Annotated in this window: 17 protein-coding genes; 12 read left to right on the top strand and 5 right to left on the bottom strand. The window is 61.3% G+C overall.

The window, feature by feature from the left end; translation table 11 throughout:
• The first annotated feature begins 159 nt into the window (after positions 1-159).
• Complete coding sequence (locus AB7783_RS13640) at positions 160-2,499, top strand: efflux RND transporter permease subunit (protein ID WP_231079997.1); 2,340 nt, start codon at positions 160-162, stop codon at positions 2,497-2,499.
• Positions 2,500-2,522: 23 nt separating this feature from the next.
• On the opposite strand, the gene AB7783_RS13635 is transcribed toward AB7783_RS13640, so the two are convergent.
• Positions 2,523-3,422 carry a LysR family transcriptional regulator gene (locus AB7783_RS13635; RefSeq protein ID WP_441277925.1) on the bottom strand — a complete coding sequence of 300 codons (900 nt, stop codon included), beginning with the start codon at positions 3,420-3,422 and terminating at the stop codon, positions 2,523-2,525.
• 139 nt (positions 3,423-3,561) lie between these two features.
• Here AB7783_RS13635 and AB7783_RS13630 point away from each other — a divergent pair, with 139 nt between their 5' ends.
• From AB7783_RS13630 to AB7783_RS13615, 4 genes are read left to right on the top strand one after another with little or no spacing between them, the layout of a single operon-like run.
• Entirely contained in the window at positions 3,562-4,542 is a 981-nt protein-coding gene (locus AB7783_RS13630; RefSeq protein WP_439072398.1) for an ABC transporter substrate-binding protein, read from the top strand.
• The gene (locus AB7783_RS13625) at positions 4,539-5,306 is read left to right on the top strand and encodes an ABC transporter ATP-binding protein (protein ID WP_309948884.1); all 768 of its coding nucleotides are present in this window, start codon (positions 4,539-4,541) and stop codon (positions 5,304-5,306) included. Before AB7783_RS13630 ends, AB7783_RS13625 begins: the two co-directional genes overlap by 4 nt.
• Positions 5,296-6,087, top strand: coding sequence for an ABC transporter permease (locus AB7783_RS13620; RefSeq protein ID WP_441277924.1), 792 nt, complete (start codon positions 5,296-5,298; stop codon positions 6,085-6,087). The genes AB7783_RS13625 and AB7783_RS13620 overlap by 11 nt, the downstream gene beginning before the upstream one ends.
• Before the next feature lie 10 nt (positions 6,088-6,097).
• On the top strand, positions 6,098-7,606 hold the full coding sequence (locus AB7783_RS13615) for an amidohydrolase family protein (protein WP_439072395.1): 1,509 nt from the start codon (positions 6,098-6,100) through the stop codon (positions 7,604-7,606).
• Positions 7,607-7,657: 51 nt separating this feature from the next.
• Here the strand turns inward: AB7783_RS13615 and AB7783_RS13610 are convergent, their stop codons facing one another.
• The gene (locus AB7783_RS13610) at positions 7,658-8,158 is read right to left on the bottom strand and encodes a hypothetical protein (protein WP_441277923.1); all 501 of its coding nucleotides are present in this window, start codon (positions 8,156-8,158) and stop codon (positions 7,658-7,660) included.
• A 435-nt stretch (positions 8,159-8,593) separates the two neighbouring features.
• On the opposite strand from AB7783_RS13610, the gene AB7783_RS13605 reads away from it, so the two are divergent.
• The 6 genes from AB7783_RS13605 to AB7783_RS13580 all read left to right on the top strand — a co-directional run bounded on the left by AB7783_RS13605 (position 8,594) and on the right by AB7783_RS13580 (position 14,797).
• On the top strand, positions 8,594-8,836 hold the full coding sequence (locus AB7783_RS13605; protein ID WP_068735855.1) for a cysteine rich repeat-containing protein: 243 nt from the start codon (positions 8,594-8,596) through the stop codon (positions 8,834-8,836).
• A gap of 231 nt (positions 8,837-9,067) precedes the next feature.
• Positions 9,068-9,949, top strand: coding sequence for a squalene synthase HpnC (gene hpnC / locus AB7783_RS13600; RefSeq protein WP_441277922.1), 882 nt, complete (start codon positions 9,068-9,070; stop codon positions 9,947-9,949).
• Positions 9,946-10,800 carry a presqualene diphosphate synthase HpnD gene (hpnD, locus tag AB7783_RS13595; RefSeq protein WP_374725736.1) on the top strand — a complete coding sequence of 285 codons (855 nt, stop codon included), beginning with the start codon at positions 9,946-9,948 and terminating at the stop codon, positions 10,798-10,800. Before hpnC ends, hpnD begins: the two co-directional genes overlap by 4 nt.
• The gene (gene hpnE / locus AB7783_RS13590; protein WP_441277921.1) at positions 10,800-12,050 is read left to right on the top strand and encodes a hydroxysqualene dehydroxylase HpnE; all 1,251 of its coding nucleotides are present in this window, start codon (positions 10,800-10,802) and stop codon (positions 12,048-12,050) included. The genes hpnD and hpnE overlap by 1 nt, the downstream gene beginning before the upstream one ends.
• 42 nt (positions 12,051-12,092) lie before the next feature.
• On the top strand, positions 12,093-14,066 hold the full coding sequence (gene shc, locus AB7783_RS13585) for a squalene--hopene cyclase (RefSeq protein WP_441277920.1): 1,974 nt from the start codon (positions 12,093-12,095) through the stop codon (positions 14,064-14,066).
• Positions 14,063-14,797, top strand: coding sequence for a phosphorylase (locus tag AB7783_RS13580; protein WP_120292863.1), 735 nt, complete (start codon positions 14,063-14,065; stop codon positions 14,795-14,797). Before shc ends, AB7783_RS13580 begins: the two co-directional genes overlap by 4 nt.
• 104 nt (positions 14,798-14,901) lie before the next feature.
• Here the strand turns inward: AB7783_RS13580 and hpnH are convergent, their stop codons facing one another.
• Positions 14,902-16,071: an adenosyl-hopene transferase HpnH gene (gene hpnH, locus AB7783_RS13575; RefSeq protein ID WP_441277919.1), complete on the bottom strand. Its 1,170-nt coding sequence runs from the start codon at positions 16,069-16,071 to the stop codon at positions 14,902-14,904.
• Positions 16,072-16,092: 21 nt separating this feature from the next.
• A complete protein-coding gene (gene ispH, locus AB7783_RS13570) occupies positions 16,093-17,058 on the bottom strand; it encodes a 4-hydroxy-3-methylbut-2-enyl diphosphate reductase (RefSeq protein ID WP_441277918.1) in 966 nt (321 codons plus the stop codon).
• A 394-nt stretch (positions 17,059-17,452) separates the two neighbouring features.
• Between ispH and AB7783_RS13565 the strand changes: the two genes are divergently transcribed.
• The gene (locus tag AB7783_RS13565; protein ID WP_441277917.1) at positions 17,453-20,041 is read left to right on the top strand and encodes an MMPL family transporter; all 2,589 of its coding nucleotides are present in this window, start codon (positions 17,453-17,455) and stop codon (positions 20,039-20,041) included.
• Here AB7783_RS13565 and AB7783_RS13560 read toward each other — a convergent pair.
• Positions 20,031-20,738: a DUF2147 domain-containing protein gene (locus AB7783_RS13560; RefSeq protein WP_231080001.1), complete on the bottom strand. Its 708-nt coding sequence runs from the start codon at positions 20,736-20,738 to the stop codon at positions 20,031-20,033. The two genes, AB7783_RS13565 and AB7783_RS13560, sit on opposite strands and share 11 nt — an antisense overlap.
• Positions 20,739-20,824 lie beyond the last annotated feature (86 nt).

Here is a 20,824-nt window from a genome sequence, read left to right as displayed (position 1 = left end):
TCTGCCCGCGGCAAATTTACCGCATGTTTTCAAGGGCTAGCGCTGTTCGGTCTCGCCGATTCCAGCCTTACTACTGCCCGCGACGCTTGCTAGGCAGACGCCGCTGACGACAGGACTGGATAGGGTATGCACGATACGGTTCCCCCCCACGACGCGGATATGAATAAATTGCGCAAGGGGCCGATCAGCATCGCCTTCGGGCTCGAGCGCATCGGTCTGATCGCGGTGAAGGCACCGGTGCTGTCTTGCGTGATCCTGCTCGCGCTGGTGATCGGTGCGATCTTTGGCATCCAGCGCATCAAGATCGACGATTCGCTGAGCCAGCTATTTCGTTCTGACAGCAAGGAATACAAGCAATACGAGGAAGTGACGAAGCGCTTCCCGTCCACCGAGTTCGACGTGCTCGTGGTGCTCGAAGGCAAGACGCTGCTTGCGCGCGACAATCTTGGAAAGATGCGCGACCTCGTCACCGACCTGCAATTGGTCGATGGCGTGCGGGGGCTGATCTCGATCTTCTCGGCGCGCCAGACGCCGGCCCCCGGCAAGTTGCCGGCAGCGCTGTTTCCCAACGATCTTCCTGAAGGCGCCGACTACGACAAGTTCATCGAGACGGTGAAGCAGAACGAGCTGATCCGCGGCAAGCTTTTGTCCGACGATGGAACTCTGGCGCTGGTGGTGCTGTCGCTCGACCCGGCCGTGGTCAGCAACAGCAAGCTCAGCACCGTGGTTGCCGATATCCGCAAGACCATGAATGAGGACCTGGCCAATAGCGGTCTGACCAAGGAATTGTCGGGCGTGCCGGTGATGCAGCTCGAAATCCGCAATGCGGTCGAGCGCGACGGCCTGATCTATAACATCGCCGGTATTCTCGCCGGCTGCGTCATTGCGATCATCTTCTTCCGCAAGATCTCGTTCATGATCATCGCGGCGTTTCCGCCGCTGCTGGCGATCCTGTTGTCGCTCGGCGCGCTCGGCTGGGCCGGCTTCAGCCTTAACATGTTCCTCAATGTGATGACGCCGCTGATCATGGTGATCAGTTTTGCCGACTCGATGCAGCTCACTTTCGCGGCGCGTGACCGGTTGATTGCAGGCGAGGACAAGTATTCAGCATTTACGAATGCCGTTCGTGTCGTGGGTCCGGCCTGCGTCCTCACCCATGGCACCGCCGGCATTTCGTTCCTGGCGTTGCAGTTCTCCGACTCGGACCTGATCCGCGCCTTCGGCGAGGCCGGTCTCACCGCGACCATCATCGCGCTGGTCGCGGTGCTGTCGCTGGTGCCGGTGTTCGGCGTGCTGCTGGTGCGTAACGAGAAGATTTTTGCTGCCAAGTTCCAGACCGCCGATGCCGGCGTGCAGGCGCTGCGCGCCTTCTGCTACTGGATTGCGGTGCGCATGGTCGGCCGTCCTGGCCTGTTCAGCCTGATCTCGCTCGTCGTCGTCGTTGGTCTCGGGATCGTTTACGCCAATCTCGAGCCGCGCTATCGGCTGGCCGATCAGGTGCCGGACAAGGAGCAGGCGGTTGCGGCCAGTGGACGGCTCGACGCCAAGCTGACCGGCGCCAATCCGATCGACGTGCTGATCGAATTTCCGAAGGGCGCGGATCTTTATTCGCCGGACACGTTGGCAACCATCGCCGAAGTCCACGCCATGGTCGAGAAGCAGGCGGGTGTCGGCAATGTCTGGTCGTTGGAAACGCTGCGGCGCTGGCTGGCGGAAAAGGCCGGTTCGTCGGATGTCGCGACGCTGAAGGAATATGTCAGCGTGATACCCGAACATCTGGTGCGCCGCTTCATCTCGGCGGATCAGACGGCGGTGGTGGTGTCCGGCCGTGTGCCCGACAGCGATTCGAGCAAGATCCTGCCGGTGGTCGACAAGCTCGACAATGCGCTGAACGCCGTTCGCACCAAGCATCCCGGCTATGAGATCGCGGTGACTGGTCTCTCGGCCATCGCGGCGCGCAACAGCGCCGGGATGATCGAGAAGCTCAATCACGGCCTGACCATTGAGTTCGGATTGGTCGCCGTCTTCATCGGCCTCGCGTTCCGCTCGTGGGTGGTGATGCTGGCCTGTATCCTGCCGGGCATCTTCCCTGTGGTGCTGGCCGGTTTTGTGTTGTGGCTGCTCGGGGAGGGGCTGCAATTCGCCAGTGTGGTGGCACTCACGGTGTCATTCGGCCTCGGCCTCAGCGCGACGATTCACTTCCTCAACCGCTTGCGTCTGGAAGACACGCCGGGCACCGATCCCGCGATCGCCGTCGAGCGTGCGACTGTGCTCGTTGGTCCCGCGCTGATCCTGACGACGGTGGTGCTGGCCTGCGGCCTCGTGGTGACGGTATTCTCAGATCTGCCGTCGCTGCGGCTGTTCGGCTGGCTCAGTGCCTTCTCGATGGTCGCGGCACTGGTGGCCGATCTGTTCATCCTGCGCCCGACCGCGATGTGGCTGATCAATCTGCAGCAGCGCCTTACGGGCAGTTCGGTTCTGGCGAAGCAAGAGAAGTAGTCAGCCGGCGCTGCATCCGCCGCTCAGCTACGTCTGACGGCGGAAAACATGTCGCGATTGCGCGCTATGAACTTGACCAGGAAGTCGGCAACCGCACGCGACCTGGCCAGCTTGCTCTGGGTCGGATGGGTGATCAGGTAGATGCCCTCGCGGGGCGCCGCAGGACCCATCTCGATACGCGTGACGCCAGGCAGGGCATCGCCCACGTAGCAGGGAAGCACTCCGACGCCCAGGCCAGAGGCCACCGCCGCGCGCAGCGAAACGGTCGAGCTGGCTTCCACCGCCGGTGCACGCCCCTTGGCGAGACTGACCATCCACTTCCGCTCCGGCATCTCGCGGCTTGCGTTGGAGAGAAGGATAAAAGGCATCTCCGCCAACGTGGCACCCTCACGCAGGCGGAGCGCCAGATCATCACGGGCGTAAAGGGCGAAGCGGTAGTCGCAGAGCCGGCGGATTCCGAGTTCGTTGGGAACCGCAAGACTGATCCGCAGTGCGACGTCGGCGTGGCCGCGCCGGAATTCGTCGAACTGCATGTCGGCGCATAGTGCGATCCGGATCGAAGGGTGCGTGTTGCGGAAATCGGCGAAGGCATCGGTCAGCGCGTGACAGATCAATGCGTGGGGCGCGGCAACGCGAACGACCCCTTCCAGCTCTGAATGAGGGCCATCGATCAGTTGCGGAAGCGCGTCGAGGGCTTCCGCAATTGATCGTGCCTTCGCGATCAGCGCGGCCGCGGGCGGGCTCACAATCAGGCGGCCCTCACTGCGCCGGAACAGTTTGGTGTCCAGCGCGAGCTCGAGCGTTGCCAGCCGGCGCAGGACCGTGCTGTGGCTGACATCCAGCTGCTTGGCAGCGCCAAGCGCCGTGCCGCTGGACTCGATGGCCAGCACCACGCGCAGGTCGTCCGATGTAAACGCGGCCATCTTTGCTGCCCCGCCACTGTCTATAATTGAAAATCATACTTTCATTTTTGGACAATGCCAGCCGGTATCTCGGCATCAGTGTTGCTTGGGAATGGAGGAGAACGGCGGCAGCCGGACTGCAACATTCACGAGGTTGTTCATGAGCATGAAGCGTTTACTGCTGGCGGTTGTATTGGCCGCAGGCCTGTCGCAAGGCGCATACGCCGAGGACAAGGCCATATTGCAGCTCGACTGGATCCCGACAGGGGAGCACGCGGCGTATTTTGCGGGCCAGCAGCGCGGATTTTTCAAGGACGCTGGTATCGATCTCACCATCGTCAGGGGTTATGGATCGGGCGACACGGTGAACAAGGTGGCGGCAGGCGCGGCCAAGTTCGGCGTTGCCGACGTCGGCGCGGTGCTCGCGGGACGCGCGCAACAGTCAGTACCGGTCAAATCGATTGTGGCGGTCTATACCTATTCGCCGCACTCGCTGTTCATTCTGAAATCGTCAGCAATCAAGGGCTTCAAGGATCTTGCCGGCAAGAAAATCGCCGTGAGCCCGGGCAACAGTCACCGGATCTATTTTCCGGAAGTCGCACGCCGGGTCGGAATCGACCCGGAGAGCGTAACCTGGGTCACGACGGACGCATCGGCAATGGCGGCGATGTTGATTGCCAAGCGCGTCGATGCGGCACCATTCTACTCCATCCATCAATACTATCAGAACAAGGCAGCCACGCAGGCCGGCGAGGAAATCGTAGCGCTGCCCTTCGTCTCCGCGGGCTTTGCGATCTATGCGTCATCGTTGATCGCCACCGATGAGACGATCAAGACCAATCCGGATCTCGTGAGGCGTTTCGTCGGTGCCGCTGTGAAGAGTTACGCGTGGGCGCGCGACAATCCGGTCGAGACCTGCAAGCTCCATGTGCAGAAAAATCCGGAAGTCCTGCAAGACGAATGCGAAGCGTCGCAGAAGGCCACCATGGGCTTCATCTTCAACGATCACCAGCGTGCAACAGGGCAGGGGCACTTCGCAAAAGATCGCCTGGCAGATACGTGGAAGGCCGTGGCCGAGAGCCTCAAACTCGATGCGTCGTGGAATCCGGCCCAGGCCATCGACGACAGTTTCGTCCCGTGATCTCGCTTGCCCGGGTCGGCAAGACCTTCAAGACCCGCCGCGGCGGCCATGTGCAGGCGCTGGACGACGTCACGATCTCCATAGGGCCGGGGGAGTTCGTTGCCATCGTCGGTGCCTCCGGCTGCGGCAAGTCGACGTTGCTGCGCATGGTGGCCGGATTGGTGCTGCCCGATATCGGGCATCTCACGCTCGACGGCAAACTGGTCACAGGGGCGACGAAAGGCACGGCGATGGTGTTCCAATCGCCGACCCTGCTGCCGTGGATGAATGTGGAGCGCAACGTTGCATTTCCATTGAGTCTGTCTGGCGGTGATGGGCCCGAAGCGCGCGAGCGCGCTCGCGTGCTGCTGCATTCGGCGGGTCTCGCGGGCTTCGAGCATCGGATGCCGCGAGAACTCTCTGGCGGTATGCAGCAACGCGTCGCGATCTGCCGCGGCCTTGTGCAACAGCCGCGCATCCTGCTCATGGATGAACCATTCGGCGCACTCGATGCTCTGACGCGCGAGGAGATGAGTCTGTCCCTGCTCGCGTTGTGGCAGGCAAATCCGATGGCGGTGCTGTTCGTGACTCATTCGATTTCCGAAGCCGTGCTGCTTGCGGATCGGGTCGTGGTGATGTCGCCGCGGCCGGGCCGTGTCGCGGAGATCGTGGAGGTCAATCTGCCTCGCCCGCGATCGTTCGACCAGGAAGCCAGCGCGGAATTCCACCGCTGCTCGAAACTGATCCGCGACCGGATCTATGGCGGAGCGGCCCATGCTCACTAATGCTGCAGACTGGGGCCGCCGCAACCTGCCGGTCATCGTGTCGACCCTGACATTCCTGCTCGGCTGGGAACTGCTCTGCCGAGGGTTTGGCATCAGGCCGTTCCTGTTGCCGTCGCCGAGCGCGATCTGGACAGCGATAGTACCGGTCTGGCCCAACATCGCCATGCATACGGTGACTACGCTGCGGACCGTTCTGCTCGGGCTCGCGGCTTCCATTGCGATCAGCCTGCCGCTTGCCATGCTGATTGCGAGCTCGCGCACGATGTCGGCGGCAATCTATCCACTGCTGGTGCTCACCCAGTCGGTGCCCAAGGTGGCACTGGCGCCGATTCTTCTGGTGGCACTCGGGGCCAACGAGTTTTCAAGGGTGATCATTGCCTTCCTCGTCGCGTTCTTCCCGCTCGTGGTGAGTTCTGTCGCGGGACTCTTGGCCGCGCCGCCCGAACTGATCGAACTCGGACGTTCGTGCCGCGCTACCCGTGTCCAGGAATTGCTGCGCATCCGTCTGCCATACGCTTTGCCTTTCGTGTTCGGCGGATTGCGCGTCGCGGCTGCCCTTTGCGTAGTGGGTGCCGTGGTGGCCGAATTCGTCGGCGCGGATTCCGGCCTCGGCTATCTGATCCAGACCTCGATGGCGTTCTTCCGCACACCGGTCGCGTTCGGCGCGGTGGTGATTCTCGCCATCATGGGCATCGCGCTGTTCCAACTGGTCGAGGTCATCGAGCGCCTGCTCGTGCCGTGGTCGAGCAATCTGGACAGCAACTCCAACGACAACAACTAGGTCAGGTGCAATGGCAAAGAACTATCCGGGATATGTACTGATCCGTGACGCTTTGATCTCCGACGCGGGGTCCCGCCGCGGCGTGAAGGGCGATATTCTGATCAAAGACGGGATCATTGCGGAAATGGGGCTTGATCTTGCCGCGCCAGACGGCGCGAACATCGTGGATGCCTCCGGCATGCTGGTTCATGCCGGCCTCGTCAACGCCCATACCCATGGCCATGGTGGCCTCGGCCGCGGGCAGGGCGATCGCTGGACGCTGGAGGTACTGCTGGCTGCCGCCCCGTGGATTAGCGGTAGCCGCTCGCTGCAGGACAAGAAGCTCACGACCCAGATCTGCGCTGCCGAAATGGTGCTGAAAGGCTGCACCGCGGCCTATGATCTGTACTACGAATATCCGGCACCGAGCATCGACGGCATGGATGCCGTCGCTGAGGCCTATGCGGAAGTCGGCATGCGTGCCGTCATCGCGCCGATGGTCGCGGATCACAGTTTCTACGAAGCCATTCCCGGACTGCGCGATGCGCTTCCGGAAGATCTTCAGCACCAGGTCGATCGGCTACGGCTGGGGCCGGGCGATCGGACTATTTCGGCCATCGGATCGATTCTCGAACGCTGGAAATGGTCTTCACATGACATCCGACCTGCGGTGGCGCCGACCATTCCGATCCATTGCAGCGACAGTTTCATGTGCGGCTGCGCCAAGCTGGCACGCGACCATGGCATTCCCCTGCAGAGCCATGTCGGCGAGAGCAAGGTGCAGGCGGTGGTCGGCAAGGAACGTTACGGTAAGACGCTGATTGCGCATCTCGACGAACTAGGCCTGATCAACGAACAATTCTCCGCGGCTCATGCGGTCTGGCTCGATGATGATGATTTTCGGCTGATGGCCGACCGTGGCGCCTCGCTGGCGCATAACGCTGGCAGCAACATGCGGCTGGGCAACGGCCTGTTCAGGATGCGCCGTGCGCTCGACCTCGGCGTCAATGTCGGCATCGGGACAGACGGTGCGAACTGCTCCGACAATCAAAACATGTATGAGGCGATGCGCTACGCATCGATGGCCTCCAAGGTACAAGGGCCCGACCCACGCAAATGGGCTGCGGTCGAGGAGATTTATTATGCTGCCACGGCCGGCTCGGCGCGGGCGCTCGGGCTGTCGCATACCGGCGTATTGGCGCCGGGCTACAAGGCCGACATCGTGTTCCTGGATCTCGGGGCGATCAACTGGATCCCGCACAACTGGAGCGTCAACCAACTGGTTCATACCGAAGATGCGACCTCGGTGCGCCACGTGATGATCGGCGGCAGCTTTGTGGTTCGCGACGGCCGCTTGCTGACGCTGGACATGGCCAGACTGGCACGGGAAGCGGAGGCCGCGCGAGATCGGCTCGAGATACTCAATGCGGAATGGCGTGGTCTGTTCGAGCGCCTGGAGCCTGTGGTGGCATCGTTCTGTCCGGGACTGGCAGCGCGTCCCTACCAGATCAATCGCTATCTATGCGACGAGGTCGAATGAATTTCTGCGGCGCGAAGCCTGTGGCTTCGCACCTGATGCACGGGTCACGTCTCAGCTCTTGACCATATTGATCGAAACGCCGCGAATTTCGCCCTTGGAGCTGATCGATACCGACTGCTTGTTGCCGCGGGTCGTCAGCGTGATGTTGGCGGCAAAACCCGCAGCCTCGACGAAGACGTCGATCTGGCCGCCGCCGGCCTTGCCGACCAGATTGCCGTAGACGTTGCGGCTGGCTTCGCTCCAGCTGCCCGAGACGTTGCTGCCCTGGCTGGTGACATTGCTGGAGAGGTCGAACTTGTAGCTGTCGCTGGCGCAGCGCAGCGTCTGCGCCAGGGCGCTGCCGCCGCCATCCACCTTGTACGTCGCCCGGCAGCGAATCCGCTCCGAGGAGCCGTCCGACATGGAGACCGTTCCGGTACCGCTCCAGGCCCCGTCGAAGCCGGCGAACGGTCCGGACTGGGCATGGCCTGCGGATACCGACAGCAGCAGGATCGCGCCAGCGCCAGCGGCCTTGAGGGCGTGCCCGAACCGCGTTGCAGAATGGAATGTCATGTAAGTTTTCCCAAAATAGCGCTGTGTAACCGAGTTATGCCGCGCCTCATCGAAGCTTAAGTGTCGCTGCACATCTTTAGGTTCAATAGAGCGATCATAATTGGACGATTGTAAAAGTAACATGTCACCGCCCACAAGCGCGAAGGTTCCCGGAGCGGAACGGGTGGAGGTCATGCGCGTCTGAACAATTGTCCTAAAACCTTATCTTGTCCTGGGGGGCATCGGCCGGCCCTGCAGCCAGTGCGGCCATGTGCGCAAGTTTTCGCCGCATTTATTCGTGTCTGTGGGGCGGGAATGTTCTGTGTCCTGATTGCATCCATCGCCGCGAATTCGCCGATGTGCCTGAAGATAAAGCCTTCCCGGCGATGCGAATGTTTCAGTTTATGCTATGCACCACACGGGCTGTGAATCTCGCCACCATACTGAAGGAAGACAATGCGTAAATTTCTCCTGGTACTGTCCGTGCTTTCCGCATCTGCCTCGACCGGTGCATTGGCCCAGCAAAACCAGCCCCGCAGCGGCACCGACGCGGAGCAGAAGGCCTGTACCCGCGACGTGCAGAAGCTCTGCCGCGCCGTCATGGATCAGGGCGACCTCGTTGTTCTGTCCTGCCTGAAGGAAAACCGCCCCAAGATCAGCAAGGCCTGCAACGACGTGCTGGTCAGCCACGGCCAATAACCCCGCCCTAATGCGAGATTCCGGGCTCGTGGCGCCGTTTTGGTCTCGCCGCGAGCCCGCCAAGACGTGATCCGGCCCGGCACTGGCTGCGGCCGAAAGTGGCATATTGGCATTGGTCTCACGGGCCAATTTGCCCTATATGGGGGCTCGCGGCCGACCCCGCCTGCCGGTATTACCGGACCTTGGCGGCCCCCGAGCCACCCTGTTCAAATCCAACGTAGCCAGTTCTGGATGACCCCTGCGAGCGAACTGCGATCCGGCAAGACCGATCGTGACGAGAATTTTCCTGTCGCGTCGTGGATTATCCATCCGCGCCACCGGGCGCTGATTCTTGCCTTCTATAATTTCGTCCGGACCGCAGACGACATTGCCGATCACGCCCTGCTCGATGCGCCGGCGAAACTGGCCCTGCTCGACGAGCTGGAGGCCGACCTGCTCTGTCAGGGTGACGGCCAGGCCGAAGCCGTCGTTCTGCGCGAGGCGCTCCAGATGCGCGAGATGCCCCCGCGTCATGCGCTCGACGTCCTGACAGCTTTTCGGATGGACGTGACCAAGCTGCGCTACGCCGACTGGGATGAGCTCATTCATTATTGTTCGTTCTCGGCGATGCCGGTTGGACGTTTCATGCTCGACGTGCACGGCGAAAGCAAAGCCACCTGGCCGGCGTCGGATGCGCTGTGCGCGGCCTTGCAGATCAACAATCACCTGCAGGATTGCGGCAACGACTATCGCGATCTCGATCGGGTCTACATTCCGCAGGACACGCTGGACCGGCACGGGGCCTCGGTGGAAGATCTCAAGCAGGCGAAGGCGTCGCCGGCGCTGCTGGCCTGTATTCGCGAGCTGGTCGCCAAGACCGAGACCCTGATGCATGAGAGCGAGACACTGACGGTCCATATCGCCGACGTCCGGCTGGGTTGTGATGTGGCCATCATCGAGACTTTTGCCTGGCAGATCCTGAAGATGCTGAAGACGCGCGATCCGCTCAGCGAGAAGGTTCACCTCTCCAAGGCCAGCATGGCTGGCTACGCGCTGGCCGGCATTGCCGGCGGGCTGTGGCGCCGCGCGACCACCAGCGCGCCGATGCCTCGTTCGACGACGCCGGGCGCATGAACCAGATGACAAGCCAGGTGAATAATAGCGAATCTCAGAGCGAGGTTCAGGGCGTTGCTGCCGGTAGCTCGTTCTATGCCGCGATGCGCATTCTGCCGCGTGCCCAGCGCGATGCGATGTTCCAGATCTACAGCTTCTGCCGTCAGGTCGACGATATCGCGGATTCCGATGGTCCGCGCGACGTCAGGCTCGCTGACATGCAGCAGTGGCGCGCAGATATCGATGCGCTCTATGCAGGCAATCCGCCAGCGCGTGTGCGCGACTATGCCGGGCCAATCAAGCAATTCGGCATGCGCAAGGAGGATTTCATCGCCGTCATCGACGGCATGGAGATGGATATCCCCGCAGATATTCGCGCGCCCGATGACGCAACGCTCGATCTGTATTGCGATCGTGTTGCCAGTGCCGTCGGCCGCCTGTCGGTGAAGGTGTTCGGCATGCCGGACGAAGATGGCATTCTGCTTGCGCATCATCTCGGCCGTGCGCTGCAGATCACCAATATCCTGCGCGATATCGACGAAGACGCCGGTATCGGTCGTCTCTATCTGCCGCGTGAGCTGCTCTATCACGCCGGCATCACGTCGAGCGATCCCGACGTGGTGCGCGCCAGCCCGGCATTGCCGAAGGTCTGTGTGCCGCTGGTGAAGCGGGCGCAGGCGCATTTCGAAAAATCCGACGAGATCATGGCGCGTAACAAGCGCCGCGTGGTGCGCGCGCCGCGGATCATGTCGAAATATTATCACGCCATCCTGGAATTGCTGGTGGCGCGCGGCTTTGCTTTGCCGCGCGACCCCGTTCGTCTCGGCAAGGCCTCCAAGATAGCGATCCTGCTGCGATACGCGATCATCTGATGCAAAAGACCGCTCATATCATTGGTGCCGGCGTTTCCGGCCTGTCGGCCGCCGTGCGTCTCGTCAATGCCGGCTTCAAGGTCCACGTCCATGAGGCGACGCAGCAGGCCGGCGGCCGCTGCCGGTCGTATTTCGACGCGCAGACACAGCTCCAGATCGACAACGGCAACCATCTGGTTCTGTCGGGCAATAGCCATGTCGTCGCTTATGCAAAGTCGATCGGCACTGAAGCAGGGCTGGTTGGTCCGCAGCGGGCGCAATTTGCATTTGCCGATGCCAAGACTGGCAAGCGCTGGCAGCTCGATCTCGGCGACGGCAAGATCCCGACATGGTTGTTCGACAAGACGCGCCGCGTCCCGGACACATCAGTCGCCGATTATCTCGCGCTGTCGCCGCTGATCTGGTCATCGAATAGTCGCCTGGTCGGCGATGCCATTCGCTGTGAAGGCGTCCTCTACGATCGTCTGGTACAGCCACTGTTGCTGGCCGCGCTCAATGTCGATCCGCCGGAAGGTTCGGCTGGTCTGGCCGGCGCCATCGTGCGCGAAACGCTGCTGGCAGGCGGCCAGGCGTGCCGCCCGCTGATCGCGCGCGCTGGTCTTAGCGATGTTCTGGTCGAGCCTGCGATCGAATTGCTGCGTGCCAAGGGCGCCGGCGTTCATTTTGGCCATGAGCTGCGCGGTTACACCATGAGTGGTGATCGCGTCACCGAGCTGAAGTTTGGCGCTGAAGACGTCATCAGGCTTAGCGCGGACGACGTCGTGGTGATGGCTGTTCCGCCATGGGCCGCGAAGTCGCTATTGCCAGGTGTGAAGACGCCGACCGAATTCCGCGCGATCGTGAATGCGCATTTCAATTATGTTCCGCCAGCAGGCCACGCGCCGCTGATTGGCGTTGTCGGCGGTGTGGTGGAATGGCTGTTTGCTTTCCACAATCGCCTGTCGATCACGATCAGCAATGGCGATCGTTTCGTGAACACACCGCGCGAACAGTTTGCGCAACAGATCTGGGACGAGATCTGCAAGATTTCGAATATCCAGGCGCCGCTGCCGGCGTGGCAGATCGTGCGCGAGCGCCGTGCTACTTTTGCGGCTACGCCTGCCCAAGATGCCCTGCGTCCGGGCACGCGCACCGATTTCAAGAACCTGTTTCTTGCAGGCGATTGGACCGATACCGGTCTGCCGGCGACTATTGAGGGATCGGTGCGGTCGGGTGACCGCGCGGCCGATCTCGTTCTGGCGATGCGCTGACCGTTGCGCAGCCAGACGATCATTTACGACGAGTACGGAGATATGGCGAGCGAGATGCATTCGGTCAGTCCAGAGATCACAATTCAGAACGCGGCGCTCGAGACGAGCATCGCTTCGGCGAAGCAGGGCCTGCTGAAGTTCCGGCAGCCTGACGGCCATTGGGTATTTGAGCTCGAAGCCGACGGCACGATCCCGTCAGAATACGTGTTGTTGCGGCACTACCTCGGCGAGCCCGTCGATGCCGAGCTTGAAGGCAAGATCGCCAACTATCTGCGCCGCACCCAGGGCAAGCATGGCGGCTGGGCGCTGGTGCAGGACGGCGACTTCGACATGAGCGCCAGCGTGAAAGTGTATTTCGCGCTGAAGATGATCGGCGATTCGATCGACGCGCCGCATATGGTCCGCGCCCGCGAAGCGATCCGCTCGCGCGGCGGCGCCGTCAACGTCAACGTCTTCACACGCTTCCTGCTGGCGATGTTCGGCATCCTCTCGTGGCGCGCCACTCCGGTGCTGCCGGTTGAGATCATGCTGCTGCCGATGTGGTTTCCGTTCCACCTCAACAAGATGTCCTACTGGGCGCGCACCACGATCGTGCCGCTCATGGTGCTCGCAGCGCTGAAGCCGCGCGCGCAGAACAAGAAGGGCGTCGGTATCGACGAGCTGTTCCTGGAAGATCCATCCAGGATCGGTGGCATTAAACGCGCGCCGCATCAGAGCCGCGCGATGTTCGCCTTCTTCACCGGTATCGATATTCTGCTCCGCGCCGCCGAACCGTATTTCCCAAAGAAACTCCGCGCCCATTCGATCGCGAAAGCCGTCGAGTTCTGCGAGGAGCGCCTGAACGGCGAAGACGGTCTCGGCGCGATCTATCCGCCGATGGCCAATATGGTCATGATGTATGAAGTGCTCGGCTTCCCCGCCGACTATCCGCCCCGCGCCATCCAGCGGCGCGGTATCGACAAGCTTCTGATTGTCGGTGAGGTCGAAGCCTATTGCCAGCCTTGCGTATCGCCAGTGTGGGACACCGCGCTGACCGCGCATGCGATGCTGGAGACCGGCGGCGATGAAGCGTTCGGTCCGGCGAAAGAAGGGCTCGACTGGCTGGCGACGAAGCAGGTGCTCGACGTGAAGGGCGACTGGGCGGTGAAGCGGCCGGACCTGCGTCCGGGCGGCTGGGCGTTCCAGTACAACAACGCCTATTACCCGGATCTCGACGACACAGCTGTGGTGATGATGGCGATGGACCGCGCACGCCGTCAGACCGGTGGCAAGGAATACGACGTTGCGCTCGATCGCGGCCGGGAGTGGATCCTGGGCATGCAGAGCAGCGACGGCGGCTTCGCGGCGTTCGAGGTCGACAATCTCGAATATTACCTCAACAACATCCCGTTTTCGGACCATGGCGCACTGCTCGATCCGCCGACGGAGGACGTCACCGCGCGCTGCGTCTCGATGCTGGCGCAGCTTGGTGACACCGTCGAAACCTCAAAGCCGCTGGCAGACGGTGTGGAATATCTGCGCCGTACCCAGCTCGCGGAGGGCTCCTGGTATGGCCGCTGGGGCCTGAACTACATCTACGGCACCTGGTCGGTGCTGTGCGCTCTCAATGCTGTTGGCATCGACCACCAGGATCCGGCGTTCCGCAAGGCGGTGGGCTGGCTGCTCTCGATCCAGAACGAGGACGGCGGCTGGGGCGAAGATGCGGTCAGCTACCGACTCGACTACAAGGGATTCGAGGCGGCCCCGAGTACGTCGTCGCAAACGGCATGGGCTTTGCTTGCCCTGATGGCGGCAGGCGAGGTCGATCATCCGGCTGTCGCCCGTGGAACGCGGTACCTGATGGACACACAGACGGAAAAAGGACTCTGGGACGAGGCCCGTTACACGGCTACCGGCTTCCCCCGCGTGTTTTATCTGCGTTATCATGGCTACTCGAAATTCTTCCCGCTCTGGGCGTTGGCGCGGTTCCGGAATTTGAAGAGCACCAACAGCAAGACGGTAGGGGTTGGGATGTGATTTTGGGCGATGGGGGCATTTCGACCGCGGGCGATACAACCGACCCGCGGCCGGTATTGATCGTCACGGGGCTGGTCCAGGAAGCGAAGATCGCTGCCGGGCCGGGAATGACCGTGATTTGCAGTTCAAGTGACCCTGTCCAGCTCCGCAGCCTGCTGGCTGACTTCGACCCCGCCACCATCCGCGGCGTCATCAGCTTCGGCGTCGCCGGCGGTCTCGATCCCGATCTCAAATCAGGCGCTGTCGTTGTGGCCACGGAAGTGGTGGCCGGCAACAGCCGTTGGTCAGCGTCTGAAGTCCTTAGCGACGAACTGATCGCCGGTGCCGGCGTCGGCCGCCAGAAGGTGTTTCGTGGTGGTCTGGTTGGTGTCGAGAAGGTCGTGACGGGGCAGGCCGGCAAGGCCGCGCTGCGCTCGGAATTCGGCGCCGCTGCCGTCGATATGGAAAGCCACATCGCCGCGGAATTTGCCGCCATGGCCGGACTGCCGTTCGCCGCACTGCGCGTCGTCAGCGATCCCGCCCATCGCGCCCTGCCGGAAATCGCCACCACTGCGATCAAACCCAATGGTGATGTCGATCTGCGCAAGGTGCTGCGCGGCATCGCCCGCAATCCGCTGGTGATTCGGGCGCTGGTTTCGACCGGGCGCGACTTCAATCGCGCGCTACGCAGCCTGCGCGACTGCCGCAGCTATTTGCTCGGGCACACGAACCTCGTTTCCGCGGACGTCTGAGCGCTGCTCTGGCGGTGTTTGCTGGGCGTCTCGCGAATTCAATCTTTCAAAGAAAAAGGGCGCGATCTGCATCGCGCCCTTTTTTATATTCAGCTTGGAATCGCTCAGGCGGCGGTCGAAGCCTTCTGGGCCTTTTCCTCGGCCTTTGCGGCAGCGGCGACAGCTTCTTCCTTGCGAATGTCCGACAGGCGCTTCTGCACTTCCGACGAGAACACGTACTGTGCCGGACGCTGCTTGGTAAGGTCGATTTCCGGCGCCATCGGGCCCGACGTTTTCACGCCGCGCATCGCCACCCACATGGCCTTGAATGGGTTGCTGATCGCTGCATCCGCGGCAGTCGGCTCGTAGCCGCAATGGGCCATACAGTCGGCGCACTTTTCGTACTTGCCGGTGCCGTAGGTGTCCCAATCGGTGGTGTCCATCAGTTCCTTGAAGGTCTTGGTGTAGCCTTCACCGAGCAGGTAGCAGGGCTTCTGCCAGCCGAAGATGTTGCGCGCGGGCATGCCCCACGGCTTGCACTCGTATTCCTGGTTGCCGGCGAGGAAGTCCAGGAACAGGCCAGAATGCATGATGTTCCACTTCTTGCCCTTGCCGAGCGCAAAGACGTCGCGGAACAGCTTCTTGGTCTTGGTGCGGTTCAGGAAGTGCTCCTGATCCGGTGCACGCTCATAGGCATAGCCGGGCGACATCGAGACGCCGACGCCGAGCTCCACGGTGAAGTCGAGGAACTTGGCAATGTCCTCGGCCGCATGGCCGTCGAAGATGGTCGCGTTGACGTTGACGGCGAAGCCGCGCGCCTTGGCAGCCTTGATCGCGGACACGGCGCGGTCGAACACGCCTTCCTGCGACACGGCCTTGTCGTGATGATCCTTGAGGCCGTCGAGATGCACCGAGAAGAACAGGTAGGGCGACGGCGTGAACAGGTCGAGCTTCTTCTCAAGCAGCAGCGCGTTGGTGCAGAGCGAGACGAACTTCTTGCGCTCGACCAGGCCACGCACGATCTCACCGATTTCCTTGTGGATCAGCGGCTCGCCGCCCGGGATCGCAACCATCGGCGCGCCGCACTCGTCCGCAGCGTCCCAGCATTCCTGCGCCGACATGCGGCGATTGAGGATAGCGTTCGGATAGTCGATCTTGCCACAGCCGACACAGGCCAGGTTGCAGCGGAAAAGTGGCTCCAGCATCAGCACCAGCGGATAGCGCTTCTGGCCAGTCAGCTTCTTCTTCAACAGATAGGAGCCGATCTTCATTTCTTTAAAAAACGGAATGGCCATTTCGAATTTTCTCTCTGCGCATCACATCGTGACGAAGGTGGATCGAACCGCGGTCAGTTCGGCGGGTAGCTTGAATTCGATATTCTCTTCACGTCCGGGCAACACCGACACCGCAACCGGTCCGATCCGCCGTAAGGTCTCGATCACGTCATCTACAAGCACTTCTGGCGCGGATGCGCCAGCCGTGATGCCTACGGCACGCGCATCCTTCAACCAGGCGGGGTTGAGTTCGCTGCCATCGGCAATGAGGTAACTTGCGACACCGACTTCAGTGCCGATTTCGCGCAACCGGTTCGAGTTGGAACTGTTGGTCGCCCCGACGACCAGGATGACGTCTACAAGTTTACTGAGGTCTCTTACCGCAGATTGGCGATTTTGTGTTGCATAGCAGATATCGCGGGTATCGGGGCCCTCAATGTCACTGAAACGCTGTTCCAGGGCCAAAATGATGTCCTTGGTGTCATCCACGCTGAGGGTCGTCTGGGTGATATAGGCGACCGGTTCCTGCGGTGGCAGTGTCAGTGCCTTGACGTCCTCAACGCTCTGAACAAGGTAAACCGGGCCGGGTACCTGTCCCATGGTACCGTCGACCTCCGGATGGCCTGCGTGGCCGATCAGGATGACCTTACGGCCCTTGGACATGTACCGCTTGCCCTGGTTGTGGACCTTAGTGACAAGCGGGCAAGTTGCATCCAAAACAGGCAGGCCACGGGTAGCCGCTTCTTCCTCGACGCTCCGGGCGACGCCATGGGCGCTGAAGACGGTCATGGCATTCGGAGGCACTTCGGAGAGTTCTTCCACGAAAATGGCGCCCTTGGCCTTCAGACTCTCGACCACGTATTTGTTATGGACGATCTCATGGCGGACATAGACCGGCGCCCCGTAGCGCTCGAGAGCACGCTCTACGATCTCGATGGCACGCACGACGCCCGCGCAGAAGCCGCGCGGCTGAGCCAGAAAGATTTCAAGGGGACGACGATCAAGCACGTGGTACAAAGTCCATAATCGATTCCGGTATAATCCTTAATTCTGTACCACAATCAGGCACATATCCAGCCCAGCTGGATATTTGAGCCGTTCTGTGTGACAAAAATCACTCAGTATGCAATCACGAACCGAAAACGTGGTTTGCGACGACTGGTCGGGTTGCGGTAATATCTTGCGGTTGCGCCACAAGAACCTGAAAACTCTCACTTGTTCGTCACTTTACGGCGCGACGAGGCGTCGCTAACACGGCCGTTGCTACGGTGATCAGCACGTTTTATGCCATCCCATCACATTGCTGAAAGCAAAGCGCATCCAATGCGAAAGTAATGGTTTGCGGAACCCTCCCTCGTGAACCGCATTCTTTGCGAGCCTCGCCCAAATAGAAAGAAAAAGCGTGCTGACAAGAGTTGTCGTCTCGATCGTGAACTTCTGCACCCGGTTTGCCCTGCCGGTGGTGCTCGTTTGTGTGCTTCTTTCGATTGGCGCGAGCTATTACACGGCGAAGAATTTCTCGATCAATACAGACATCAACAAGCTGATCTCGCCCAATCTCGATTGGCGTCAGCGCGACATCGCCTTCGACAAGGCCTTCGACCAGGAGCGCCTGATCATCGCGGTGGTTGAGGCGCCCACGCCTGAATTCGCCAATGCCGCAGCTAATGCGATGGAAGCGAAGCTGGTCACCAACAAGACGGATTTCGACTCGGTTCGCCGATTGGATGGCGGAGCGTTCTTCGAGAAAAACGGCTTGCTGTTCCTGCCGACCAAGGAAGTTGCGCAACTGACGGGCCAGTTCCAGCAAGCTGCTCCGCTGATCGAAATCATGGCCGGCGATCCAAGCCTGCGCGGTCTCACCGGCGCGCTGGAGACCGGCCTCACCGGCATTCGTCGGGGGCAGCTTCAGCTCGACGCCGCAGCGCCGACCTTCAACGCCGTCTCGCAGACAATCGAAGACGTGCTGAAAAACGGCAAGGGCACCTTCTCATGGCGCGGGCTGGTCAGCGACAAGCCTCTGACGGATGGCGACAAGCGCGGTTTCATCGAAATCAAGCCTATCCTCGACTTCAACGCGCTTGAGCCCGGCAAGACCGCGACAGATGCGATCCGGCAGGCTGCCATCGACCTGAACATCGCTGGCGAATACGGCGCACGCGTGCGGTTGACCGGCCCGGTCCCCATCGCAAACGAGGAATTCTCCACTGTGCAGGATGGAGCCATCGTCAACGGGATCGGTACGGTTTTGATCGTGCTGGTCATCCTCTGGATGGCGCTGCACTCGGCCAAGATCATCGTTTCCGTGTTCGCAACTCTGTTCGTCGGCCTCGTCACAACGACCGCCGTCGGTCTTATGATGGTTGGCTCGCTGAATCTGCTGTCGATTGCATTTGCCGTGTTGTTCGTCGGCCTCGGCGTCGACTTCGGCATTCAGTTCAGCGTGCGTTACCGCTCCGAGCGCTACAAGAATGACAACCTGCCGCTGGCTTTGACGAAGGCCGCCGAATATTGCGCCGTGCCCCTGTCGCTCGCCGCTTTCGCAACGGCTGCCGGTTTTCTGTCGTTCCTTCCGACCGATTACAAAGGCGTGTCCGAACTCGGCAAGATCGCCGGCGCCGGCATGATGATCGCGTTCCTGACCAGCATCACCGTTCTGCCGGCATTGCTCGACCTCTTGAATCCCGCGGGCGAAAAGGAGCCCGTCGGTTATGCGTTCCTGGCGCCTGTCGACCGTTTCCTGGAAGAGAAGCGTTTCTGGATTATAGGCATCACACTGGCGCTCACGATCGCCGGTCTGCCGTTGCTCTACTTCCTGAAGTTCGACTTCAATCCGATCAACCTGCGCAATCCGAACGTCGAGTCGATCGCGACCTTCCTCGATCTGCGCAAGGATCCGAACACCGGCGCCAATGCCGTCAATATCATGGCGCCGAACGAGGCCGCTGCGAAGCAGGTCGAAGAACGTCTCTCGAAGGTCCCGGAAGTCGCTCGTACGATTTCGCTGGATAGCTTCGTGCCGGAGGATCAGCCCGCCAAGCTGAAGGCGATCCAGGAGGGCGCGAAGATACTCGAGCCGGCTTTGAATCCCGAGTCGATCGACAAGGCGCCGACCGATGCGGAAAACGTCACGTCTCTGAAGGATTCGGCGGCGAGCCTGCGCAAACTTGCGGGAACGCAGACCAGTCCCGGCGCCGTCGCCGCCAAGCGTCTGGCGGATGCATTGGCCAAGACCGCTGATGCCAGCCAGCCTGTGCGCGATCAGGTGCAGGCGACCTTTGTGGTGCCGCTCAAGCTCGCGCTGGGGCAATTGCGTAATCTGATGCAGGCGAGCCCGATCAGTTTGCAGACCTTGCCGCCCGAACTGGTGAATTCGTGGAAGACCAAGGATGGCCAGATCCGCGTCGAGGCGCAGCCCAACGGCGATCCGAATGATAACGACACGTTGCGCAAGTTCGCCGACGCCGTGCTGAAGTCCGAGCCGCTTGCCGTCGGTGGTCCAATCTCGATCCTGAAGTCGGGCGACACCATTGTGACCGCCTTCATTCATGCGGGCATCTGGGCGCTGCTTTCGATCTCGTTGTTGCTGTGGCTGGCTTTGCGGCGCATCAGCGACGTGCTGCTGACTATCGTTCCCTTGCTAGTGGCGGGAACGGTCACGCTGGAGATCTGTGTGTTGATCGGCTTGCCGCTGAACTTCGCCAACATCATCGCGCTGCCGCTGCTGCTCGGCGTCGGCGTGGCGTTCAAGATCTACTATGTGACGGCCTGGCGGGCAGGCTACAGGAACTTGCTGCAGTCATCGCTGACACGCGCGATTTTCTTCAGCGCGCTGACGACTGCCACGGCGTTCGGCAGCCTGTGGCTGTCGAACCATCCGGGCACCGCGAGCATGGGTAAACTGCTCGCGATGTCCTTTGTCGTGACGCTGGCGGCCGTGCTGCTCTTCCAGCCGGCTCTTATGGGTAAGCCGCGCGAGACTAGTGAGTGACCTTGTTGATTTCGGGCAGCAGGCAGATATCGCCGATATCGGCCGGCTGTCCCGGCACCGGCGCTGCAGCGGTTTTCTGACCTGCAGGAGCAGCGGCCTTGGGAGCGCCGGCAGCGGGAGCCGGTGCAGCCTTGGGTGCAGCAGCAGCTGTCGGAGTAGCCGCTGGGGCCATCTTGCCGCCGGTGGCGGCGCCTGCCTTGGGCAGGGCGCCCTTGGCGGTGAGATTCGAGGGGCTCGATGGAATCGACGGGCCTACGCGCGTCCAGGTCTGACCGCCGCACAGGAAACCAAGGACGCATCCTTCGATTTCAAGTTCGTCAGCAGTATCACCAAGCTTGATCGTCGATTTATAGAATTTTCCGTCCTTGGCATTGTAGACCTGACCCGCCCATTTGTCGTTTGCGGCATTCTTTTTCATGTCCAGCAATGTCACGATGCCCAGAGTGGGGCGCGCCTTCTTGGTGGCATCGGGATTGTTCTTGTCGATCCCGCCGGGGGTCTTTTCCCAGGCTACGGCCCCCCACATGCTGCCACCGCATTCAGCAACACGAATATGCGCGACGCCGTCCTCGACCTTCCAATCGCCGGTCGGATCAGCTGCAAATGCGGGAGCCAGCCCTGCCGAAAACAAGCCTGCCGAAAAAAGGATTCCGCAATATGTAAGAGTACGCGTAGTAATGCGTGGGCGCTGCAACATGTTTAGACCTATGCTTAAGTAGCGGTTCTCGGCGAAGTCAAATCGCCGCATTTACGGTTTTCAGTTGACGAAGCGACCATCAACCG

Origin of the sequence: Tardiphaga sp. 172_B4_N1_3 (assembly GCF_052076035.1) — a bacterium.
Lineage (GTDB): Bacteria > Pseudomonadota > Alphaproteobacteria > Rhizobiales > Xanthobacteraceae > Tardiphaga > Tardiphaga robiniae.
Note: the sequence above shows the minus strand (reverse complement) of the source record. Positions and strands in the feature narration are given on the sequence as shown.

Bases quoted from the DNA above. Each gene is read 5' to 3' on its own strand.
- AB7783_RS13640 (WP_231079997.1), top strand. From the start codon at position 160: ATGAATAAATTGCGCAAGGGGCCGATCAGCATCGCCTTCGGGCTCGAG.
- AB7783_RS13635 (WP_441277925.1), bottom strand. From the start codon at position 3,422: ATGGCCGCGTTTACATCGGACGACCTGCGCGTGGTGCTGGCCATCGAG.
- AB7783_RS13630 (WP_439072398.1), top strand. From the start codon at position 3,562: ATGAGCATGAAGCGTTTACTGCTGGCGGTTGTATTGGCCGCAGGCCTG.
- AB7783_RS13620 (WP_441277924.1), top strand. From the start codon at position 5,296: ATGCTCACTAATGCTGCAGACTGGGGCCGCCGCAACCTGCCGGTCATC.
- AB7783_RS13615 (WP_439072395.1), top strand. From the start codon at position 6,098: ATGGCAAAGAACTATCCGGGATATGTACTGATCCGTGACGCTTTGATC.
- AB7783_RS13610 (WP_441277923.1), bottom strand. From the start codon at position 8,158: ATGACATTCCATTCTGCAACGCGGTTCGGGCACGCCCTCAAGGCCGCT.
- AB7783_RS13605 (WP_068735855.1), top strand. From the start codon at position 8,594: ATGCGTAAATTTCTCCTGGTACTGTCCGTGCTTTCCGCATCTGCCTCG.
- hpnC (WP_441277922.1), top strand. From the start codon at position 9,068: ATGACCCCTGCGAGCGAACTGCGATCCGGCAAGACCGATCGTGACGAG.
- hpnD (WP_374725736.1), top strand. From the start codon at position 9,946: ATGAACCAGATGACAAGCCAGGTGAATAATAGCGAATCTCAGAGCGAG.
- hpnE (WP_441277921.1), top strand. From the start codon at position 10,800: ATGCAAAAGACCGCTCATATCATTGGTGCCGGCGTTTCCGGCCTGTCG.
- shc (WP_441277920.1), top strand. From the start codon at position 12,093: ATGGCGAGCGAGATGCATTCGGTCAGTCCAGAGATCACAATTCAGAAC.
- hpnH (WP_441277919.1), bottom strand. From the start codon at position 16,071: ATGGCCATTCCGTTTTTTAAAGAAATGAAGATCGGCTCCTATCTGTTG.
- AB7783_RS13560 (WP_231080001.1), bottom strand. From the start codon at position 20,738: ATGTTGCAGCGCCCACGCATTACTACGCGTACTCTTACATATTGCGGA.